We start from the raw sequence: 19,315 nt of genomic DNA on the forward strand, positions 1-19,315 counted from the left end.
ATAATTTCCCAACTTTAAGAATAGCAGATAAAGCAGGCTCCGTATACCTTCACTCTTTCCGGTCCCCACAACTTCCCTTATTATTTTAATGCTCCCGCTTCGATCTTTTTGCGCATTTCTATGCCGGCGTTTGTGAATCGAAACTGCACTTCACCATCACGGTCGGTACGCAGGATCCGGGCATCGTTTTCCTCCAAGCGCGTCAGCACCGCCGGATGGGGGTGGCCATAAAAATTATGCCTGCCGACTGAGATCAGCGCAGTCTGCGGCGACCAATACCGGAGCCACTCCTCCGTTGTCGATGAACGGCTGCCGTGATGGGCGATTTTGAGAATATCAATAGGTGGTATAGCCGCGGATGATTGATTCTCCCGGAGGCTCCGCAGCACCCACTGCTCGGCTGAAGAGCGGATATCGCCGGTCATCAGCAGCGAGTGACCGTACAGCTTAAGCAGCAGCACCAGGCTGTAATCGTTTTGATTATTCTGCATCGTGATCGGAACTGCCCCGTTCGCTGCCCCGCACTCCCCTTCCGCCGGCTGCCGCTGCGGCCACATGACCGCCATTTCGACATGCAGCTCCAGCTCCCACAACTGCTGCGCACATGCGGTATATACCGGAATCTGCAAACGGATCGCCGTCTGAAACAGCTCTTTTACTTCATCCGACGGTTTCATCGTCCCGTTCCATAAAATACGCTTGACCGGAATCGACTGCAGGACGGCCGTCAAACCGCCGACGTGGTCGGTATCCAGATGGGAGAAGACAAGCAGGTCGATTTGCTGCACCCCCCGCTTCATTAACAGAGGAACGACAACTTTGCGCCCGATCTCGAACGGATCCTTACGCGATTTCCATTCCTCGCCGGGCTTGCGGAATTGTAGCGTTCCGCCGCCATCAATAAGTATGTGCCTGCCTGCCGCTGTCCGAACATGAAAGGCATCCCCTTGACCGACATCCAGCATATGCACCCTGATGCTTGAATCAAAACGGTCGGGGCGGTATCCATAAATCAGCAAACCCGCACATAGGACCGACAGCAGAAGAGGGATTGCGGTTTTCTGCCGAAGTTTTCCGGCTCTATCGGAAGGCCAAGGCAAAGCCGATCCCGTTGAAAGCGGTTTTGTCTGTGCTTCCTCCTGTCCATATAAGGGGACGGTGGCGTCATGCTCGGGAGAATGGCTGCTTTCCTTCATTTTATTGCGCTGTGCATAAATGTTGATCGCCCGGAAACCGGCCAATAACACAGCATACCAGCTTACGATCCACCATATTGGCGGCGACGGCCAGATCATCCGCAGCTGATCGTACATGTTCATCGTTTCGATAATGCTAAAGGTTAGCTCATTCAATAATTTGACAACATAGGAAAGCCACTGCGCCAGCGGCATCCATATCGTCGAAAGAACAAGCGATGCTGTGCCGAGCGGAAGCACGACAGAGCTAAGTATAGGGACAATCAACATATTGGCCGGCAAGGACAGTAAATTAAACTGATTAAAATAATAGATCGTTAGCGGAAAAGAAACGACCTGTGCTACGAAGGATACGGCAAGGATGTCCATGGCTATTTTTCCGCGGCGCCACGAAGGCAATATTTTGCGGATGGGCGTAACACCGACGATTAAGCCTGCCGTAACAAGACAAGACAGCTGAAAGCTGACATTTTCGAGCATATAAGGCTCCGCAATCAACATCATCAGCGCTGCGGCGGCGAGCAGATGCAGACCATCCTTCAGCTGCCTGTGCTTGGCCGCAAAAAGTCCGATCATCGCCATAATTCCGGCACGGATTACGGACGGAGCCGCACCGAAGAGCAATATATAAAATGGAACAGCAAAGATAAGCACGTTCATAATGGATTCTCTGCTCATGCGAGTCAATCGCAGTATGCTGTGCAGACAATAAAGAAAGACGGCCACATGCAAGCCCGAAATGGCTAAAATATGGGTCAGTCCCAGTCCGGAAAATTGCCGGTACTGGACGGGGTCAATGTCCTCGAGAATGCCGAGGACAAGCCCCTTCATGAACCCGGCGTGCTGCTCCGGGTACAGTGCATCCATGCGGGCGCCAAGCGTCAGCCGGATTGCGTCGACACGGCCCAGCAGTGCCGCGGCGGTCCACCGCGGCCCCGGCTCTGTGGCGAGCGCCGCGGCGCCGTCGACTTTGAACAGCCAGTGAATGCGCTGGCTGTGCAGGTATCGGCGGTAATCGAAGCCGCCGAAGTTTGTGGCGCTAGCCGGCAGCGTCAGCTCGCCGGCTGCGCTGATCCGGTCGCCGCGCTTCCAGCCCGCGGCGACCGCCTGGTCCGGCTGCAACGCAAGCCGGACCTGCACCATAAGGCGCTCGCTAAGCTTGCGAGGCGCCTCTTCGCCCTGGACGCGGACGGTGTCGGCCGTCACGCGCAATTGAGCGCGGTCACCGTCAACCGTGACCGCGGATATGATCGTTCCCGTCACCTGCACAGCATACGCAGATGACGGGAACGCCGCCTCGGCGGCGGCCTGCAGCTCCGGGTGCGCGGTGATGTTGCGGGCATCCGCCCATCCGCGCTGCCCTGCGGCCAGGCCGTACGCCATAATACATGCGGCTGCCAGCGGCCATGACGCAAGCCGCAGCAGCCCAAGCGCCAGCGCGGCGATGAACAGCCCCGCGCCCGCCAGCACGACCGCGCGGCTATCCAGCGAAGCCGCAGCCGCGCTGCCTCCAATCCAACATATAGTAAACCAGATCAATGGCCGGCGAATCATTTCCACTCCCCTTATATACAAATTACTCCAAATAACTGGAAAGCAGCAGCAACGGGGTTACGCGCTCAGCTCCCAGCGCGCGGTGTTGCGTTGCATGACGCCCGACTACATGCGACGATGATCAGATTCCCATCACAAAGTGGCAGTCTGGACACCGGCATTCATGCCCGTTAACGATGTTTCTCATCACTCATGCAGCAAATCCGATAAACAAGCACATTAGCGATGAATTTCATCATTACCGGCACTGTTTCAGGTAAACTTGCCGAAAAAAAGAACCTCTTTTCGTATCTCAGATACGAAAAGAGGTTCTTCCTCTCTCAATAACTAACTAAAGCCGATTAAATTCAGGCCGTCCTGTCACTGCCAATCGCAAATTAATCCAGCTTCACCCAGCTAACATCAATCAATCGCTGCCGCTCAGGTTTGTCCGATCCTGTGCACACTTTGCTTATCCCTCTTTCGAGAGCCATAAAATCTACGAGATCACATTCATCAGCGTTTGCTCCGGCGGCTGATAGCCGCTTAAGCAGCGGAACAGAAGCCCTTTGTGCTGCATCAGCTGCTGCACCTTCTCGCTGTCCTTCGGATAGCCGCGATGATATACGATCTCCTTCACACCGCTGTTGGCGAGCATATTCGCACATGTCCAGCAGGGCTGATCCGTCACATAAACGGTAGATCCCTCACGGTCGATCCGGTCTGTGAAGAGCAGCAAATTCTGCTCTGCGTGAATGGTTCGGATACAGCGCTGCTTCTTCACCATTTCTTCCTGGCCTTCGGTTTGCTTCAGCTCGTATTCCTCAACGATCATGCAGCCCGCTTCCGAGCAATCCGGAACGCCCATCGGAGCGCCGTTGTATGCCGTGCCAAGCAGCTTCTTGCCTTGAACGAGCACTGATCCCACATGTCTTCTCGAGCATTGTGAGCGCGTGGATACCATATAAGCGATATCCATAAAATACGTATCCCAGTCCTTGCGTAAACCTTCCTGATTCACTCTACCTTATCCTTTCTTCTCTTAACCTATACCGCTTGTCCGTTCAGGATTGGCTTGCGGCCAGCGCCTGTTCGAGATCATGCAAAATATCTTCGATCCCTTCGGTGCCGATCGATAAACGAATCATGCCCGGCATCACGCCGGCCGAAAATTGCTCTTCCTCACCTAGCTGCTGGTGCGTCGTACTCGCAGGATGAATGATCAACGATTTGGAATCGCCGACGTTCGCAAGATGGGAGAAGAGCCCGACAGAATTAATCACTTTTTTGCCCGCTTCAATTCCACCCTTAATGCCGAACGTAAGAATGGCCCCTTGTCCCTTCGGCATATATTTCTGAGCCAGCGTAAACGATGCATGGCTTGGCAAGCCGGGATAATTCACCCACTCGACCGCCTCATGGCGCTCCAGATATTCCGCTACCTTGCGCGCATTGAAGCTGTGACGCTCCATGCGAAGATGCAAGGTTTCCAGACCCTGCAGCAGCAGGAACGCGTTAAATGGCGACAATGCCGCTCCCATATCGCGCAGCAGTTGTACCCGGGCTTTAATAATGTATGCAATCGGGCCAACCGCATCGGTGTACACCACACCATGATAGCTTGGATCCGGTGAAGTCAATCCCGGAAACTTGCCGCTCGCTTTCCAATCGAATTTGCCTCCGTCGACGATAATCCCGCCGATCGATGTGCCATGGCCGCCCATGAATTTAGTGGCTGAATGGACAACAATATCCGCTCCATGCTCGATAGGCCGGCATAAATACGGCGTTGGAAACGTATTGTCTACGATAAACGGAATGCCATGCTCATGAGCAATCGCCGCGATCGCTTCGATATCGATGATATCGCCCTTAGGATTTCCGATCGTCTCGGCATATAACGCTTTCGTCTTCTCTGTAATCGCCGCCCGAAAGCTTTCCGGATTCGAAGGATCCACGAAATGAACCTTGATGCCGATCTTAGGCAGCGTTGTGGAGAACAAATTATATGTACCGCCGTAAAGGCTTGTTGCCGATACGATCTCATCGCCTGCTCCCGCTATGTTCAATATAGAGAATGTAATCGCTGATTGGCCCGATGCAACAGCCAAAGCAGCAGGTGCCCCTTCCAGAGCTGCAACGCGTTTCTCCAGCACATCAGTCGTCGGATTCATCAGGCGGGTATAAATGTTGCCGAATTCCTTCAGCGCAAATAAGTTCGCCGCATGCTCTGTATCACGAAATCCGTAAGACGTTGTTTGATAGATCGGGACAGCTCTCGACATCGTTGTCGGATCAATCTCCTGACCGGCATGTACAGAAAGTGTGTCAATAGATAGCTTGCGTTCATTAGCCATGTACGATTTCCTCCTTGGAAAAACGGATTAGAATGACTCTGAAACAACCTTCTAAAGCTCCCTCTATTGTCGCACACTCACCGTCTGACGACAACGCTTTCTTTCATTTTTTCCAGTATCTTGGGCCCTATCCCTTTCACTCTCATAAGGTCTTCCACGGAATGAAAGGGGCCGTTTTTGCTCCGGTCATCAACAATCGCTTGGGCCTTTGCCATTCCAATCCCGGGAAGTGTGTCAAGCTGATCTGTCGTTGCCGTATTCAGGTCGATTTTACCATCATCCGCTGCTCCGGAAGCGTCGTTCTTGCCGCCTGGCTGGCCGCTTTCCGGAAAGCTGACTGCTCCATTTCCATAGCTGTCCAATGTCTCTCCCGGAACCGGTTCATTTCCGGAGCGCTCCAATCCGGCGCTGTTGCCGGATGCTGCCGGCTCTGCAGTAGTCTGCCGATTGCGTTCCGAGCTGCTTTTCGGCTGATTCTGCGATGAAACCTCCATGTCAGCTTCCATGACCGCTTCCTCCTGTGCCAGTCTGTCCAGCGTGGATGCCAGCTCGGATTGAAGCGGAATCCAGCCGTCAGGCAACTTTTCCTTGGGCATCCAAACAGCCGTAATGAGCAAACAAGCCCCCGCTGCCAGCAGCAACCCGACGGCCAGCTTGGACGCAGGTGACAGATTATGCGCTCTCCGCATTGATTCATGCTCCTTTCAAATTCAATGAAAATAGTTGCAATTCATGGTCATGTAGGCCATGCCCAATAACATAGTGTAGTAAGAGCAGCGCACGATCTCATGAACGTAAGGAGGGATTCAGATGAAAGTCGGATTTATTGGGACCGGAAATATGGGCAGCTTATTAATCGAATCATTTATTCGTTCAGGAGCTCTGCTTCCCGAGCAAATAACAGCCAGCAACCGCACAAGCGCGAAAGCGGCACGGCTCGCCACCCTTCATCCCGGCCTGCAGGCCGTTCCTTCCAACGTTGAGGCGGCGCACGGCAAAGATCTGGTGTTTCTGTGTATCAAACCGTTAGAGTTCAAAACCGTCATAGACGAAATAAAGGCCAGCATGCAGCCGGAACAAATGATCATCTCGATCACAAGTCCAGTGCTTCTGGCCCGATTAGAGGAATGGCTGCCCTGCAAGGTAGCCAAGGTTATCCCCAGTATTACGAATTATGTGTTAAGCGGAGCTTCATTATGTATCTATGGAAGCCGTATCGAAGCTGAAGATCAGAACAAGCTGGAGACCCTGCTTGGACAAATCAGCAAGCCGCTAAGAATAGAAGAGCAGTATACGCGGGTCGTATCCGACCTGTCCAGCTGCGGCCCCGCTTTTTTTGCTTTCCTGGTGCAAAAGTTTGTCGATGCCGCCGTTGAGGAGACGGGGATCGACCATCAAGAAGCCACTGCCCTTGCCAGCAGCATGCTCCTTGGGACCGGACGGCTGCTCACTGAAGGCGGCCTCAGTCCCAAGGAGCTTCAATCGCTCGTCTCCGTGCCCGGCGGCATTACTGCTGAGGCGCTGCGGCTGCTGGATTGCGAGCTGAACGATGTCTTCAATCGTTTAATTCGTACGACACATGCGAAGTTTCATGAAGACGTTGCAAAAGTTAGTGCCGCATTTTACGAAGAAAACATGAACGGCTCCTGATCAACCGACAACGATATTTACGAGCTTGCCCTTAACGGCGATCACTTTGCGCACTGTTTTGCCGGTGATCGCTTCTTTTACTTTGTCCAGCTCTTTCGCGATTCGCTCCATCTCCGCAGGTTCCAGATCCGCTGCGATCGCTGCGCGGTCGACGATTTTGCCGTTGACCTGAACGACGATCTCCACCTCTTGGTCAATGGTCCAGGCTTCCTCATACTGAGGCCACTCTACATAGCTAATCGATTCGTTATGGCCCATCTTTTGCCACAGCTCTTCCGTTATATGCGGCGCCAAAGGCGAGAGCATCTGCAGGAAATGCTTCATCGCTTCGCGCGGCAGCACCTCGGCTTTATAGCCCTCATTGACAAAGATCATCAATTGGCTGATCGCTGTATTGAAACGGAGATTTTCAAAATCGTCCGTCACCTTTTTGATTGTGCGGTGCCAGGTCCGTTTGAACGCTTCCGTGCCTTCTTCATCCGATATTTTGCTGTTCAATGCGCCATCCTCAGTGACAAACAGCCGCCATACACGGCTCAAGAAACGGAAGGTTCCTTCCACGCCATTCGTGTTCCATGGCTTTGTCGCTTCCAGAGGCCCCATGAACATTTCGTACATGCGCAGCGTATCCGCTCCGTATTCATTCACAATATCGTCCGGATTAATAACGTTTCCGCGAGATTTACTCATCTTCTCGTTGTTTGTACCGAGAATCATGCCTTGGTTAACGAGTTTATGGAACGGTTCCTTGGTCGATACGACCCCAAGATCGTACAATACTTTATGCCAGAAACGCGCATACAACAAGTGAAGCACCGCATGCTCAGCGCCCCCGATATACAGATCGACAGGCAGCCATTGCTCCTGCTTCTCCTTCGAGCAGATTTCTTCGTCATTGTGCGGATCGATAAACCGCAGGTAATACCAGCAGCTTCCCGCCCATTGCGGCATCGTATTCGTCTCGCGGCGAGCTTTCATGCCGGTCTCCGGATCGATTGTTTCCACCCAATCCGTTACGACAGCCAGCGGAGATTCGCCTGTTCCCGAAGGTGTAATCTGGTCTACATCCGGCAGCAGCAGCGGCAGCTCGGATTCAGGCACCGGCTTCATCGTGCCATCTTCAAGATGCAGAATCGGGATCGGTTCGCCCCAATAACGCTGGCGGCTGAACAGCCAGTCACGCAGACGATACGTTACTTTGCCTTGGCCCTTGCCTTGCGCTTCCAGCCATCCGATCATGGAAGCAATCGCAGCTTCGTTGTTCAATCCGTCGAGCAAGCCGGAATTCACATGCGGACCATCGCCGGAGAACGCTTCTTTTGTCACGTCGCCGCCCTGTACGACCTCAATGATCGGCAGGTCGAATTGCTTTGCGAATTCCCAGTCGCGCTGATCATGCCCAGGTACCGCCATAATTGCGCCTGTACCATAGCCGGCCAGTACATAGTCGGCAATCCAGATCGGCACTTTAGCTCCATTTACCGGATTGACCGCATAAGCGCCTGTAAAAACGCCCGTTTTATCTTTAGCTAAGTCCGTACGCTCCAAATCGCTCTTGCGCGCAGCCTTCTCTTGATACGCCTCAACAGCTGAACGCTGGGCCTCTGCCGTAATTTGGGCAACCAGTTCATGCTCCGGAGCGAGTACGCAATAGGTCGCGCCGAACAATGTATCCGGGCGGGTCGTGAAAACAACGAGCGTTGCATCATGGCCATCAATGGCGAAGGTAACCTCTGCCCCTTTGGATTTGCCGATCCAGTTCCGCTGCATGTCCTTGATGCTCTCGGTCCAGTCCAGCTCCTCCAAATCCTCCAGCAGCCGCTCCGCATATTCGGTTATTTTCAGCACCCATTGGCGCATCGGCTTCCGGATGACCGGATGATTTCCCCGTTCGCTAAGGCCGTCTATGACCTCTTCGTTCGCCAGTACGGTACCGAGCGCAGGACACCAGTTGACCGGAACCTCTGCCACGTATGCAAGCCCGCGATTATACAACTGAATGAAAATCCACTGTGTCCATTTGTAGTAATTCGGATCCGTTGTGCTGAATTCACGGTCCCAATCGTAGGAGAATCCTAAAGACTTAATCTGACGGCGGAAATTGTCAATATTTTTAAACGTGATGTCGCGCGGATGCTGTCCTGTATCCAGAGCATGCTGCTCAGCAGGCAGGCCGAATGCATCCCATCCCATCGGATGCAGCACGTTGTATCCGCGCATTCTTTTGTAACGGGACACGATATCCGTAGCCGTGTAGCCTTCCGGATGACCTACATGCAGGCCCGCACCGGAAGGATAAGGAAACATATCCAGCGCATAAAACTTCGGCTTTTCCGGATTCTCGGTCGTTTTGAAGGTTTTATGCTCATCCCAATACCGCTGCCATTTCGGCTCAATAGCGAGCGGGTTATAGCTTTGTTGTTGTTCCTGACTCATGAAATAGAAGCCCCCTTATTGGTTATCCGTTAGATCAAGCAGTAACGGCTGACGTATAACGTCAAAGAATTTCAATAAAAAAACCTCTCATCCATAGCGCAACGGCTAGGGACGAGAGGTTTATTCCCGTGGTACCACCCTAGTTAGCAACGGGCATGCTTTGCCCTTTGCTCACTCATTTCCCTTATCGCGGGATGTACGGCATGCTTCTTCAACACCGGTCAGGGCTTGACTTACACATGCGGCTCCGAGGCGAGTTCATCTGCTGTACCGGTTCGGCTTGCACCATCCGCCGACTCTCTGCTTCCGGACATCAAATTACTGCTCCTCATCTGCGCCTTCAATTGATAAAAATGGTTATTTAGATTATAAATAAGCGGTTTTCACGTGTCAAGCCTTGAAATCAGAGTAGAAATCAACCGATTACTTCCTAGCCGCAAAAAACAATCGCTCTGACGATTCGTCCGGCGGCTGCAGCTGAAAGTCGGCAAATGACTCTACGGTCGTAAAACCGGCCCGCGATAATGCGCCCTGAATCCAGGCCGGATCGTAGGCCCGCTGAATATGAACTTCCTCAAATCTGGTGAATGCCGAATCCTTCGTCTGTGCGTCCTTCGCAAAAATCGTTAAGTGATGCTCGATTTCCACCCGCTCCGCATCCAAATCGCAGGTCCAGATATAAGCGATATCCCGTTCATCCAAAATGAATGGCTGCTCCTGGGCGTAACGGTGAAGCTGGCTGGGAGGATGAACGTCAAAAAGAAACACGCCGCCTTGCTTCAAGCCGCGAAACGTCGCCTGAAACATCGCCTCCACATCCGATTGCTCCGTTAAGTAGTTGATACAATCACAGAACGATATGACGGTATCGACAGGCTCAGGCAATTCCCAATCCCGCATATCCTGCTGCAGCCAACGGATCGAACCGCTGTTCGAACGGATGGCCTGCTGCGGCGATTCATCCCATTTGCTGCGGGCGACTGTAAGCATATCGGATGATAAATCGATACCGAAAACCGTAAACCCGGATTTGGCAAGCGGGATGGACAGGCTCCCGGTTCCGCATCCCAGATCGACCACCGACTCCGGAAGCCCGTAACGCTCCCAGCATTGACGGGCAAAGCCAAGCCACTGCGGATAAGGCATATCTTCCATTAATCTGTCGTATACGGTTGCAAATTGACGGTATGCTCGCATGATTCCTCCGGTCCTTCGTATTTCCCGAACTGTTGGTTGTTATGCTTTTTCGTTATCGTCTTGCGGCTCTCCTTGAGCAGCCAGATGCGTCCAGCTGCCCTGCTGCGTGACCTTGCCTTCGCGCATCAGCTTGCCTAATGCCCGCTTGAATGCGGATTTGCTGATTCCGAACTTCTGCATAATCACATCTGCTGGCGTTTCGTCCGAATAAGGCATCGCGCCTTGCGGACGCTCCTGGAGAAATGCAAGAATGCGGTCCGCGTCCTCCACCCGGCCGATTTCCTTCCGCGGCGCCATGGACAGGTTCACGCGCCCATCCTCACGGATGAACGTTACCCGGGCCTTCACCCGTTCTCCTAGCCGCAACGGCTTCGGCCGCTCGGCGGAAGGAATCATCCCGTAGGCGCCAAATCCAATTACGCCGCCATCAATGAGTACAAAAGAACCCATCTGTAAGGTTTTGGTAACCCAGCCTTCCACCCATTGATTACGCCATCCTTGTGGCGCAGGAAACACAAGCGGAGCCAGATCGCCTTCGCCGACAAGTCTGGCAATCAGTCTTCCTGCCTTGTCATGCTTCATGATGACGAACACTTCATCGCCCCGCTGCGGCCGATATTCGCGCAGCTCAGGAAGCTCGGACAGCGGAAGCAGCAGCTGCCTTCCCAATCCAATCTCCAGAAAGCAGCCCAGCCGCGGATGAATATCTGCAACGACCAATCTTGCCATCTGGCCGAGCATAATAAGCGGCTTGCGCATTGTCGCGGCAGGACGGTCCTCCGTATCGAAGAATAAGAATACCTCTACCTCATCGCCTGGCTGCGGGCGCTCACCGATCATTTCACTGTAATGCAGCAGTACATCCTGCTCGCCGTCGCTTAGAAAGAAACCATTGGGCGGCACTTCCCTTTCCACCGTTAGCCGCTGCATTGTGCCGGCTATCATACTCATGCGAACTCCACAACCTTCGCATCCGACCAGAGACGCTCAATATTATAATAATCGCGTTCATCGCGATGGAACACATGGACAACGACATCGCCGATATCAATCAAAACCCAGCGCGCCGAGTCCAGCCCTTCGACACCGCGCAGACGGGCTCCGCTCTCCTCCACCCGTTTCTTGATTTCAGTCGTTATCGCCTGTACCTGTGTATCCGAATTCCCGTGGCAAATCACGAAATAATCGGAAACAAGCGAAATCCCGGTCAAATTTAATGCTACAATCCGGCTTGCTTTTTTCTCTTCTGCCGCAGCTACGGCAATTCGCATAAGCTTTTCTGAATTTATCGTCATCGCTCAGCCTCCTCTAAGATCAAGTCATTTCTTGCTAATACCGTTAATGGATATATTCTTTTCCTTTTTTCGAGCAAAAAAACAATCGTCGTGTCAAAGCCCGCTATCAGCGCCTTTTCCAAGCTCTGCCCGGCCAATTCGCGGATCCTATCGACCCCTGGGAAATCTCTCCCCGGTTCGATAAGATCGGCCAGCCACACGATCCGCTCGAGCAGCGTCATAGCGGCTCTGCCGGACGTGTGATAACGGATTGCATCCAACACCTCGGGATCGGTGACGCCATAATCTCGCTGTGCGGCGTAAGCGCCGGCATGGGCATGCCACAGCTCCTTGTCATGCTCAAGCACTTCAAGAAACAGGCCTTCCTCGCGGATCACGCGCAACATACGGTCCACCGGCCAATATTTGGCGACATCATGCAGAATGGCGGCCAGATCCGCCTTCGCAGGATCTGCCCCGAACCGGTCCGCAAGCTCGACAGCGGTTTTCATGACGCCGAGCGTATGGATCCACCGGCGCTCCGGCATCTGCTCCTGGACCGAGGTTATGATCGCATCACGATTCATACAATCCATTCCTTCTAATAAATTGATACACTTTATCGGGCGTTAAGAAACGAATCGAACGCCCTTGCGAGCGGCGCTCACGGATCAGGGTTGAAGAAATGCCGATCTGCGGCATCTCGCAGCGCCGCACTTTTCCTCTTAAGAAGTCCGGCAGATCTTTGTCGTTCATGATCACGCCCGGCCTCTCCAAGGCGATGAATGTCGCAAGCTCCGATAATTCGCGGATTTGATGCCACTGCGGCAGATCATTGATGCGGTCCGCTCCGACGATGATAGAGAATGCCCGTCCCGGATACAAATCTTTCAGCTCTCTCACTGTATCTGCCGTATAGGAAACGCCGCCGCGCTCCAGTTCAATATCCATTGCGCGGAAATAAGGCTGAAAATCGATCGCCCGATACACCATTTCAAGCCGTTCTTGCGGCTCTGCATAGGGAGCATTCGGTTTTAACGGCGGCGTTGAAGAAGGAATGAACCACACTTCATCCAATCCGCACGCTTCCCGCGCTGATTCCGCCGCAAGCAAATGCCCATAATGAATCGGGTCGAATGTGCCGCCCATCAAGCCGACTTGTATCATCCTTTATGACTCCTCTCCAACCATGCCGTTACGGCAATTCGATCGTTTTATGGTCTTTGGACTCCTTGTAGAGCACAATCGTCTTACCGATGACCTGCACAAGCTCAGCACCTGCATCCGCTGCTAACTCAGCGCCGATTTCCTTTGAATCGTCCGTGCAGTTATTAAGCACCGATACCTTGATCAGCTCCCGGGTTTCCAATGCTTCGACGATATGCCTTACCAGATGGTCGTTCGTCCCGCCCTTGCCAACCTGAAAAATCGGCTGCAGATGATGGGCTTGGGAACGTAAAAAACGCTTTTGTTTGCCTGTTAACATGAACCTGTTTCCTTCTTTCACTCTATATTATTTCATTCATTTATTTCGCCGCTGCCGCTTGAAGAGACTCCAGCACGCTCTCCCGCATCGCCGATACGGGAGCCGGAGTGCCTGTCCAATATTCAAAAGCGTAAGCGCCCTGATAAATAAACATGCCAAGGCCCCCGTGTATCTTACAGCCGCGCAGCTTCGCTTCATGCAAATAACGCGTTGTCAGCGGATTATAGATTAAATCACTGGCAACCGCGCCAGGACGCAGCCATTCGATGTTAACGGGAAGTTCATCGACCTTTGGATACATGCCGACACTTGTTGTATTGATGACGATATCGGCCTCGCCGCACACCTGCTCCAGCATCTCATTGGATACGGCGGCCACTTCAGCATAACGCCGGAAGTCCCCGGCAAGCGCCTGCGCCCGCTCCACTGTACGGTTGGCAACGGTGATGCGCTGCGGATTTTCCTTGGACAAAGCATACAAAATTCCGCGCGCGGCGCCGCCTGCACCGAGCAGCACAATCCGTTTGCCGGAAAGCTCCGGCTCGGCTTCTTCCTTAAGTGACCTCACATAGCCGAGTCCATCGGTATTGTAGCCTGTGAGGCGCCCGTTGTCATTGACAATGGTGTTTACTGCACCGATGGCCTCAGCGCTGGCATCCAAGTGATCCAAATGGCGCATAATATCCAATTTATGCGGGATTGTCACATTGACACCGCGAATCCCCATCGCGCGGACGCCCGCAATGAACTCGCCGAGCCGAGCCGATGTAACATGAAATGCGGTATAAATTCCATTGATGCCGGTTTCTCTGAACGCCCGATTCATCATCAAGGGCGATTTGGAATGTCGAATCGGATCCCCGATTACAGCGAACATCACCGTATGGCTGTCCACAATATTTCCTGTCTGTAAAGCAGACATGCGCTCTCAACTCCCGGGTTTTCCTAAATTAGCGAATCTCTAAGCAGCACCTTGACGCCTTTCGCCACATAAATGTCGATAAGCGCGCCGCTTGTGCCATTCACTTGAATCCAGCCCAATCCGGATATGAATACGTCATTCGAGCTGCCGCGCGGCACCCGCAGCGAATGGCGCGTCCAAGCCGGCATCTCGTCCAGTTCCGCCTTGGAAGGGGGCGCCAGAAGCTCGCCGCGGTGCTCGGCATACAGCTCATCCGCACGCTCGAGCTTCGTCCGGTGTACCTTAAGGCCATCTGTCAAATAAATCGTAAACGATTGACGCTCGCCTTCCACAAAGTCGAATCGGGCCAAGCTGCCGAAAAACAGCGTCTGCCGCTCATTCAACTGAAAAACGAGCGGTTTCAATATTTTCTCCGGCAGAATCGCTTGAAGAACCTGCTTAGGCACAAGCTCCGTCATCCGGTGCGGATACACAATACCTGGCATATCTATGATCGCTTTCCCGTCATCTAACGGGATCCGTACTTCATCCAAGGTCGTGCCGGGGTAACGAGACGTTGTCAGCTCGTTGTCCAAATCGCTGTAATCGCGAATAAGCCGGTTAATAAGTGTCGATTTACCGACGTTCGTTGCTCCGACGACATATACGTCACGTCCTTTGCGGTACCGCTCCAATGCTTCAACGACATGGTCAAAGCCGATATTCCGCTTGGCGCTGCATAATACGACATCGACCGTGCGCAGCCCTTGCGCTTTGGCTTGCTTCTGTACCCAATTGCGGAGCCGGTTCATATTCGTCGCTTTGGGCAGCAGATCGACTTTGTTCACGACCAGCAGCACCGGATTGTTGCCGACAAACCGCTGCAGTCCCGATATCAGGCTGCCTTCAAAATCAAACAGGTCGACAATATGAATGACGAGACTGTCCGTTGCAGCAATGCCGCCAAGTAATTTTAGAAATTCATTCTGGTCAATTGTCACTGTAGCTGCTTCATTATAGTTCTTGATCCGGAAGCAGCGCTGGCAGATGACCGGAGTTCTTGATTTGGCAGCCTCCGGGATATAACCCGGTTTTTGCTGCGACTCGGTTTGCAGGGTGACTCCACAGCCTGCGCAGGAACCGGCTTCTTCTTGATGCTGTTCAAACCTTGTCACTTTTTATCCTCCTCGGGCCACAATCCCTTTTTACGCAAACGACCTAATGCGACCTTCTCTATTTTGCGGTTTACACGTGTCATAATTCCCTCGTCCTTCGGGGCAATCGGTGTAACTAAGATCGTGTGAAGCCCCATTCGGCGGCCTCCCAGCATGTCGGTCAGCATCTGATCCCCGATGACCACCGTCTGTTCGGCAGGCAGCTCCAGCACTTGCAGCGCTTTACGGAACGCCCTGCTAGCCGGTTTGCGGGCAGCGTGAATAAAAGGAATCTTAAGCGGCTCGGAGAACCTGGATACTCTGGTCATATTGTTGTTGGATACAATAACAACCTTAAATCCGCGTTCCCGCAAATGATCCAGCCAAGCTACAAGCTCAGGCGTAGCAATGGGATCTCTGGCTCCGACCAACGTATTATCCAGATCCGTAATAATACCGGTTAATCCTTTCTTATGAAGCTCATCCAAATTAATATCGTAAATGGTTTTGACGATTTGATCTGGCAGCAACCGTGTAAACATAACTTCGACTCCCTTGCTTTAAACCTTCCATCATAGGAAAAACTATACCATACATGGCGATTTTGTTGCAAAGAAAAGACCGGAAACGCTGCAGAACGCTCCGGCCATTCCTGTTTTTGCAATTATAATCTCTCTCTGATCGATTTCACCTTAGCGACTAACTGCTCCGCTTCATCACTTGTGAGCGTCAGGCCGCTGTATTTGGCTTTTTCGAAGACAGTCAATACCTCGGTAAACTCCTCACGCAGAAAGCGGCGATGCTCCGACCATTTCGAGATAATCTCACGCAGCGTTTCATGCTCTGTGTACTGCAGTCCCTTTCTGCGGCCGTACCGCAGCAAACGTTCCGTTTCCCAGACGACACGTTGATTGGAGGTATACGTTCGGAAACGCCATTTCACAACCGTTTCCAGAATTTTCTGTCTGCGAAGAACAATCAGAATCACTGACAGCACCGCCGCCGCAATTGCAGCATAGAGCGGAACATAGGAAGCTTGCGATCCCGTTTCAGCAGTTTCCACCGGGGTGGATGGCGCCGCTTCTTCAATGGATACTTCCGGTGCTTCATCTGTCAGGGCGTAAGGGAAAGCAAACCCTGAGGTCGGCTCGAACGGTATCCAGCCGTAACCTTCAAAATATACCTCTACCCACGAATGCGCATCCGCATTTCGAACGGTATAGGTTCCCGATCCGTCGGGGTTGATCTCTAGCTCCGAAGGCATCCCTTGCACAGACGGATCAAAAGGCAGGATACCTGGCGCATAACCCTTCACCCATCTTGCAGGAAGGTCGACAGCGCGGCTCATAACGGCCATTGCGCTGGAATAATAATCACAATAGCCTTCCTGAATTTCAAACAAGAACGCATCCACAAAATCCTGGCTTCTCCGCTTACTCGTATCAGGCGTATTCGTATAAGGAAAGTTTAATTTCAAATACTGTTCAATTGCCTTTGCTTTGTCATACGGCGATGCTGCTTCCGCAGTTATTTCCTCCGCAAGATCGATCACCCGGCTTGGCAGGTTGTCGGGGAGCTGCAGGTACATTTGATTTCTCTGCCCATTGTCCAGCTGGGACGAAGCATTCCGTAATTCAGTCTCATTCAGTATCGGAACATGAGAAACCAGCGAATAACTTGTCGGGTAAGGAATCTGCGCATTTTCCACTGGCCAGCGAAGCTCCCACGATGATGATAACCAACCCGCGCGCGTCGGGATGGACATCTGCTCTTCACCATTGTTCAGACCAACGATCTTATGGATCGGAGCGGCGCCGAACAATACCGGCAGCGGGTCTTCACGGACCATCGTGACCGACTGCGCTACCTCGATCATTTCCACATTCTCGTCAGCACCTTCGGAAAGTGGAAGCGGCTCGTCACTCCGCAGCCCGATTACGGAAGACTCCCGTCTCTCGAGCGTCGCATCCTCCCAGCCGTTGCCCGTATAGAGCGCTTTAGTCTCTCCCCGCCAGTAGCTGCGATGTGTCGTTGTTACTTCCATCACGGTTGAATAATCAAACTGGAAGCCGCCCCCAAGCTGATCATCATCACGGCTGTAGCCAGACCGGCTGTCTCCGAAGCTCGTCTCTGAAGTGCCGCTGCTGCCCTTCTCGCCTGTGAATGAAGGGACTGTCTCTCCCCGTGATTCCATCCATACGGTATAAGGATCTTTAATGACAGGCGCGACATTGGGAACAAAAAGCCCCGACGACATGACCAGCGCCAATATAAGCAGGGTGGGCAAAACCAAGGAAACCGGATACTCGATCAAATGATTCCAGCTGTCAGGATGCTTGGATTGAAACCGGGAAAAATGCTCTGCAACAAGCCAGGCCAGACCAATGAAGATCGTCCATGCGACATTATCCCATAACACAAGCGGACTGAATGAATCGGCCACAAGAAGCGTCAGCATACAAACTGCGATAAGCGTCATAACCTGGACCCTTGATCTTGACCAATAACCTGCCAATTGAAATAACAGCCAGACAACCAAGCTTATCCATATAAACGGCTCCAACTGTCCGATATTGCCGGATAGCCAACTCGTCCATAAGTGACCGTCATTCCAAGGCCCCTGTTCTCTTCCTATCCACTGATAGCCGGTAAAATGGACATTGATGCCGATAATTGCCGCCAGCTGAAGCGCAAGACGTATGGACCGATGTCCCGGCACCAGCAGTTCGGCAGCGACTCCGGCAATCAGCACGCCATGCACAATGGCAAATGTTTCATCCCACCAGTAATCCTCCAAGCAGTAAAACCACTGCCACAGCAGCGCTGCGACAAACAAATACGTCACTCTCTGATACCAATTTCCGGATAGTAAAGTTAATCTTATATTAAACCGTTGCATTGAGACTGCCTCCTTCCAAAACGACAGGAAGCTCCTGTAAATCCCGCACAGAATAGAGAGGCCAACCATGGTTGCGTACGATTCGCTGCCATGACTCGGCTGCCGCCCCTGTGGCTTCCGCTTCTTTAAGATGAATCAGGCACGGTACCAATCCCGTGCGATCCAGCCACTGCATCGCTTTCACGATCTCATCTCCGCCCTGCGGACTGATTATTACGGCGATCGAGCCCGGCGCCAGCAGCGTGGAAGCTTGCCGCAATGCGCGATAGATCGGAGCCTCGCCGTCGCTTGCAACGCCAACCAGATGATTCATGACTGCATTGCGCTGATCCGGAGCTGAACGAGGAGGGTAAACATCCGGAGTCGATCCGATGGATACCAGTCCCATCGCCGTCTCCCGCCGCAATCCAAAATCAAATAATGAAGCCGCTATCGATACAGCGAGCTCGAATTGTTCAAGCTTTGCATATGCTCCAGCATACCGATCCAGGATAAGTACGGAGCGGGGCATTGCTTCACGCTCGAACTCCTTGGACTTCCACTCGCCTGTTTTGGCCGTTGCATTCCAATGGATGCGGGATAACTTGTCACCGTATAAATAATCGCGGACACCGTTCAATTGAGTTGTCTCTTTGGCGGAACGGGGTGAAGCCGCATGGGAGTAAGGACCTTTCATTCCCCGGTGCATCTGGTTCCAGCTGCGGATCGAGACGGTCTGGGGAAGCACGCGAAATTGTTCAACCGATTCAAATTGCCCGTTATGCTCGAACAGGCCGAATATATCCCTTGTCGAACACACCGTCGGAGAGAAGTGATAATAACCTCTTTGCAGCGGGGGCGTCAGATACGATACCTTGCCGCTGCGTTTGAAATCGGGAACGAAGGACACCTCGAAAGGCATATCGTTGCCGCCCTTGCGGAGCAGCCTTTCTCTCACCAGTACATAAGGAATCGGCCAGAACCCGGGGATGTGGAATTTCAGCTCGACCTCCAGCCTTGTTCCGGCCGCCAGCGTGAGATCCTTCGATTGGCCATGAACCAGGCGTCTGCCGCCTGTTATTCTACCGATACCGCTCCAACGGCCCAGAATCAAATATACAATAAGGACATTTATAATCATAAATAACATCAGCGCGGTTTTGCCGCCTTGGAATAATAAATAAAGCGTGCTGGCCGCATAGATTCCCGCAGCAAAACGCCAACGATAACCGATTGCCTTCACGTATTCCATC

General features: G+C 52.7%; 17 protein-coding genes and 1 other annotated feature. Of the genes, 1 reads left to right on the forward strand and 16 read right to left on the reverse strand.

Annotation, left to right across the window (positions count from 1 at the left end; all coding sequences use genetic code 11):
• Positions 1–80 precede the first annotated feature (80 nt).
• The 4 genes from IEW11_RS14930 to IEW11_RS14945 all read right to left on the reverse strand — a co-directional run bounded on the left by IEW11_RS14930 (position 81) and on the right by IEW11_RS14945 (position 5,775).
• Positions 81–2,750: a ComEC/Rec2 family competence protein gene (locus tag IEW11_RS14930; protein ID WP_188531854.1), complete on the reverse strand. Its 2,670-nt coding sequence runs from the start codon at positions 2,748–2,750 to the stop codon at positions 81–83.
• Between the two features lie 478 nt (positions 2,751–3,228).
• The gene (locus IEW11_RS14935; protein ID WP_188531855.1) at positions 3,229–3,750 is read right to left on the reverse strand and encodes a deoxycytidylate deaminase; all 522 of its coding nucleotides are present in this window, start codon (positions 3,748–3,750) and stop codon (positions 3,229–3,231) included.
• Positions 3,751–3,793: 43 nt separating this feature from the next.
• On the reverse strand, positions 3,794–5,086 hold the full coding sequence (locus tag IEW11_RS14940; protein ID WP_188531856.1) for a homocysteine synthase: 1,293 nt from the start codon (positions 5,084–5,086) through the stop codon (positions 3,794–3,796).
• A gap of 77 nt (positions 5,087–5,163) precedes the next feature.
• Positions 5,164–5,775, reverse strand: a complete 612-nt coding sequence (locus tag IEW11_RS14945) for a ComEA family DNA-binding protein (RefSeq protein WP_188531857.1) — start codon at positions 5,773–5,775, stop codon at positions 5,164–5,166.
• Between the two features lie 121 nt (positions 5,776–5,896).
• Between IEW11_RS14945 and comER the strand changes: the two genes are divergently transcribed.
• Positions 5,897–6,736, forward strand: a complete 840-nt coding sequence (gene comER, locus IEW11_RS14950; RefSeq protein ID WP_188531858.1) for a late competence protein ComER — start codon at positions 5,897–5,899, stop codon at positions 6,734–6,736.
• Here the strand turns inward: comER and leuS are convergent, their stop codons facing one another.
• The 12 genes from leuS to IEW11_RS15010 all read right to left on the reverse strand — a co-directional run bounded on the left by leuS (position 6,737) and on the right by IEW11_RS15010 (position 19,314).
• A complete protein-coding gene (leuS, locus tag IEW11_RS14955; RefSeq protein WP_188531859.1) occupies positions 6,737–9,172 on the reverse strand; it encodes a leucine--tRNA ligase in 2,436 nt (811 codons plus the stop codon).
• 104 nt (positions 9,173–9,276) lie between these two features.
• Positions 9,277–9,516 (reverse strand) — a binding site (T-box leader).
• Between the two features lie 79 nt (positions 9,517–9,595).
• On the reverse strand, positions 9,596–10,369 hold the full coding sequence (locus IEW11_RS14960) for a class I SAM-dependent DNA methyltransferase (RefSeq protein ID WP_188531860.1): 774 nt from the start codon (positions 10,367–10,369) through the stop codon (positions 9,596–9,598).
• Between the two features lie 39 nt (positions 10,370–10,408).
• Positions 10,409–11,320 carry a CvfB family protein gene (locus IEW11_RS14965; RefSeq protein WP_188531861.1) on the reverse strand — a complete coding sequence of 304 codons (912 nt, stop codon included), beginning with the start codon at positions 11,318–11,320 and terminating at the stop codon, positions 10,409–10,411.
• The gene (rsfS, locus tag IEW11_RS14970) at positions 11,317–11,664 is read right to left on the reverse strand and encodes a ribosome silencing factor (RefSeq protein ID WP_188531862.1); all 348 of its coding nucleotides are present in this window, start codon (positions 11,662–11,664) and stop codon (positions 11,317–11,319) included. The genes IEW11_RS14965 and rsfS overlap by 4 nt, the downstream gene beginning before the upstream one ends.
• On the reverse strand, positions 11,661–12,230 hold the full coding sequence (gene yqeK / locus IEW11_RS14975) for a bis(5'-nucleosyl)-tetraphosphatase (symmetrical) YqeK (protein ID WP_188531863.1): 570 nt from the start codon (positions 12,228–12,230) through the stop codon (positions 11,661–11,663). The genes rsfS and yqeK overlap by 4 nt, the downstream gene beginning before the upstream one ends.
• Positions 12,220–12,810, reverse strand: a complete 591-nt coding sequence (nadD, locus tag IEW11_RS14980; protein ID WP_188531864.1) for a nicotinate-nucleotide adenylyltransferase — start codon at positions 12,808–12,810, stop codon at positions 12,220–12,222. Before nadD ends, yqeK begins: the two co-directional genes overlap by 11 nt.
• A 28-nt stretch (positions 12,811–12,838) precedes the next feature.
• A complete protein-coding gene (yhbY, locus tag IEW11_RS14985; RefSeq protein WP_188531865.1) occupies positions 12,839–13,129 on the reverse strand; it encodes a ribosome assembly RNA-binding protein YhbY in 291 nt (96 codons plus the stop codon).
• A gap of 40 nt (positions 13,130–13,169) precedes the next feature.
• Positions 13,170–14,051, reverse strand: a complete 882-nt coding sequence (gene aroE / locus IEW11_RS14990; protein WP_188531866.1) for a shikimate dehydrogenase — start codon at positions 14,049–14,051, stop codon at positions 13,170–13,172.
• Between the two features lie 23 nt (positions 14,052–14,074).
• Positions 14,075–15,205: a ribosome biogenesis GTPase YqeH gene (yqeH, locus tag IEW11_RS14995; protein ID WP_188531867.1), complete on the reverse strand. Its 1,131-nt coding sequence runs from the start codon at positions 15,203–15,205 to the stop codon at positions 14,075–14,077.
• The gene (locus IEW11_RS15000; RefSeq protein ID WP_188531868.1) at positions 15,202–15,726 is read right to left on the reverse strand and encodes a YqeG family HAD IIIA-type phosphatase; all 525 of its coding nucleotides are present in this window, start codon (positions 15,724–15,726) and stop codon (positions 15,202–15,204) included. Before IEW11_RS15000 ends, yqeH begins: the two co-directional genes overlap by 4 nt.
• A gap of 122 nt (positions 15,727–15,848) precedes the next feature.
• Positions 15,849–18,083, reverse strand: a complete 2,235-nt coding sequence (locus IEW11_RS15005; protein ID WP_188531869.1) for a DUF4129 domain-containing transglutaminase family protein — start codon at positions 18,081–18,083, stop codon at positions 15,849–15,851.
• On the reverse strand, positions 18,070–19,314 hold the full coding sequence (locus tag IEW11_RS15010; protein WP_188531870.1) for a DUF58 domain-containing protein: 1,245 nt from the start codon (positions 19,312–19,314) through the stop codon (positions 18,070–18,072). Before IEW11_RS15010 ends, IEW11_RS15005 begins: the two co-directional genes overlap by 14 nt.
• Position 19,315: the final 1 nt, after the last annotated feature.

The organism is Paenibacillus abyssi (genome assembly GCF_014640295.1).
Classification (GTDB): domain Bacteria; phylum Bacillota; class Bacilli; order Paenibacillales; family Paenibacillaceae; genus Paenibacillus_D; species Paenibacillus_D abyssi.

Excerpts from the sequence above, each read along its gene's own strand:
- IEW11_RS14930 (WP_188531854.1), bottom strand. The coding sequence starts at position 2,750 with ATGATTCGCCGGCCATTGATCTGGTTTACTATATGTTGGATTGGAGGC.
- IEW11_RS14940 (WP_188531856.1), bottom strand. The coding sequence starts at position 5,086 with ATGGCTAATGAACGCAAGCTATCTATTGACACACTTTCTGTACATGCC.
- IEW11_RS14945 (WP_188531857.1), bottom strand. The coding sequence starts at position 5,775 with ATGCGGAGAGCGCATAATCTGTCACCTGCGTCCAAGCTGGCCGTCGGG.
- comER (WP_188531858.1), top strand. The coding sequence starts at position 5,897 with ATGAAAGTCGGATTTATTGGGACCGGAAATATGGGCAGCTTATTAATC.
- leuS (WP_188531859.1), bottom strand. The coding sequence starts at position 9,172 with ATGAGTCAGGAACAACAACAAAGCTATAACCCGCTCGCTATTGAGCCG.
- IEW11_RS14960 (WP_188531860.1), bottom strand. The coding sequence starts at position 10,369 with ATGCGAGCATACCGTCAATTTGCAACCGTATACGACAGATTAATGGAA.
- IEW11_RS14965 (WP_188531861.1), bottom strand. The coding sequence starts at position 11,320 with ATGAGTATGATAGCCGGCACAATGCAGCGGCTAACGGTGGAAAGGGAA.
- rsfS (WP_188531862.1), bottom strand. The coding sequence starts at position 11,664 with ATGACGATAAATTCAGAAAAGCTTATGCGAATTGCCGTAGCTGCGGCA.
- yqeK (WP_188531863.1), bottom strand. The coding sequence starts at position 12,230 with ATGAATCGTGATGCGATCATAACCTCGGTCCAGGAGCAGATGCCGGAG.
- nadD (WP_188531864.1), bottom strand. The coding sequence starts at position 12,810 with ATGATACAAGTCGGCTTGATGGGCGGCACATTCGACCCGATTCATTAT.
- yhbY (WP_188531865.1), bottom strand. The coding sequence starts at position 13,129 with ATGTTAACAGGCAAACAAAAGCGTTTTTTACGTTCCCAAGCCCATCAT.
- aroE (WP_188531866.1), bottom strand. The coding sequence starts at position 14,051 with ATGTCTGCTTTACAGACAGGAAATATTGTGGACAGCCATACGGTGATG.
- IEW11_RS15000 (WP_188531868.1), bottom strand. The coding sequence starts at position 15,726 with ATGTTTACACGGTTGCTGCCAGATCAAATCGTCAAAACCATTTACGAT.
- IEW11_RS15005 (WP_188531869.1), bottom strand. The coding sequence starts at position 18,083 with ATGCAACGGTTTAATATAAGATTAACTTTACTATCCGGAAATTGGTAT.
- IEW11_RS15010 (WP_188531870.1), bottom strand. The coding sequence starts at position 19,314 with ATGGAATACGTGAAGGCAATCGGTTATCGTTGGCGTTTTGCTGCGGGA.